1 protein-coding gene and 1 tRNA gene are annotated in these 1304 nt (G+C 66.9%); one reads left to right on the forward strand and one right to left on the reverse strand.

What is annotated here, in order from left to right; translation table 11 throughout:
* Window positions 1–110 precede the first annotated feature (110 nt).
* Window positions 111–184, forward strand: a tRNA-Met gene (locus ACNFOC_RS54460).
* 46 nt (window positions 185–230) lie between these two features.
* On the opposite strand, the gene ACNFOC_RS54465 is transcribed toward ACNFOC_RS54460, so the two are convergent.
* Entirely contained in the window at window positions 231–1151 is a 921-nt protein-coding gene (locus ACNFOC_RS54465; protein ID WP_416966324.1) for an ABC transporter substrate-binding protein, read from the reverse strand.
* Between the last annotated feature and the right edge of the window lie 153 nt (window positions 1152–1304).

Genomic DNA, 1304 nt, shown 5'->3' on the forward strand with positions numbered 1-1304 from the left:
GCCCTGAAGGGGCCTCGTCCTCAAACGCCGGACGGGCTGGACTTTGCTGACCTGGGTGAATAAGCGATTTGCTTCTCTCCGCCCGTCTGACGTAACGTTGGGTTTACCGACGCGGGGTGGAGCAGCTCGGTAGCTCGCTGGGCTCATAACCCAGAGGTCGCAGGTTCAAATCCTGTCCCCGCTACTGAAGGCCTGAGGCCGGAACCCATATGGGTTCCGGCCTCAGGTGTTTACGGTTGATGACCCACCGCCTCCTCGTACAGCGAGCGGTCCACCGTTCTGGACTCCGGGAGTGCCGGGCCCTTCGATACGCCCGCCGCCTTGTACGCCGACTGAAGTCGTGTCGTCGTGCCGGCGCGGATCTCCCAGTCCATGGTCAGTGACGGGGTCGACTTCAGGACCGACTCGTCCGTCTTCAGGAGTTTCGCCAGGTAGGCGACGAAGGCCGGGTCGCTCTTGTAGTCGCCCGCGAAGTACGTGTTCACCGTGCGGATGTAGGCGCGCAGGAGGGCCACTCCGGCGTTCACGTCGTCGTTCAGGAGGCTGGGGCCGTACAGCATGCCGCCCAGGGGCTCGCCCAGTGGCTGGCCGCCCAGGAAGGCGTACTGGGGGTTGTCGTCGACCTTGCGCCAGACGGGGTCCAGGAGCCAGGCCGAGTCGACGCCGCCGTTCTGGAGGGCGGTGAGGACGTCGGCCGAGCCGAGTTGCTGGTACTGGATCTTGTCGAGGCCGCCGCCGTGGGTCGCCAGGGCCTTCTCCATGGGGTACGCGATCACCGAGCCCTTGCCGATCATCGTGCCCATCCTGCGGCCCGCCATCCGGACGGCGGCCGCCGCCTCGCCCTTCTTCAGCTTCACCCACAGGCCGCTCTTCGACTGGGGGTCGGGTGAGAAGTTCCCGGCGACCCACTTGATGTCGAAGCCGCCCTCGACGCCGTTCATGACGGCCGCCTCGGGGGCCGCCCACATCGCGTCTATGTCTCCCTTGGCCAGCAGCGGCAGCGCGTCCGGGGTCGGGAGGATCTTGAGGGTGACGTCCAGGCCCTCCTTCTTGAACTCGCCCTTGGCAACGGCGACTTCGAGTGGGGCCACGTACTCCGCGCTCAGGGTTCCCGTCGCGATCGTCAACTTCCGGGGCGCTATCTGCTGCACGAACCACGGCCACGCTCCAGTCGCGTGTAGTAGTCGAAGCTGACTCCGGCCAGCGTCGCGAGCTCCTCGCGGCGCAACCGCCTCCTGGAGCTGGGCGGCGAGGACGCGGTGTAGGTGCCCGGTCACGGAGCGGTGGTGGAGCCCTTAGTGAGC

It is taken from the genome of Streptomyces colwelliae (genome assembly GCF_048158785.1).
In the GTDB taxonomy this organism is placed as follows: Bacteria; Actinomycetota; Actinomycetes; order Streptomycetales; family Streptomycetaceae; genus Streptomyces.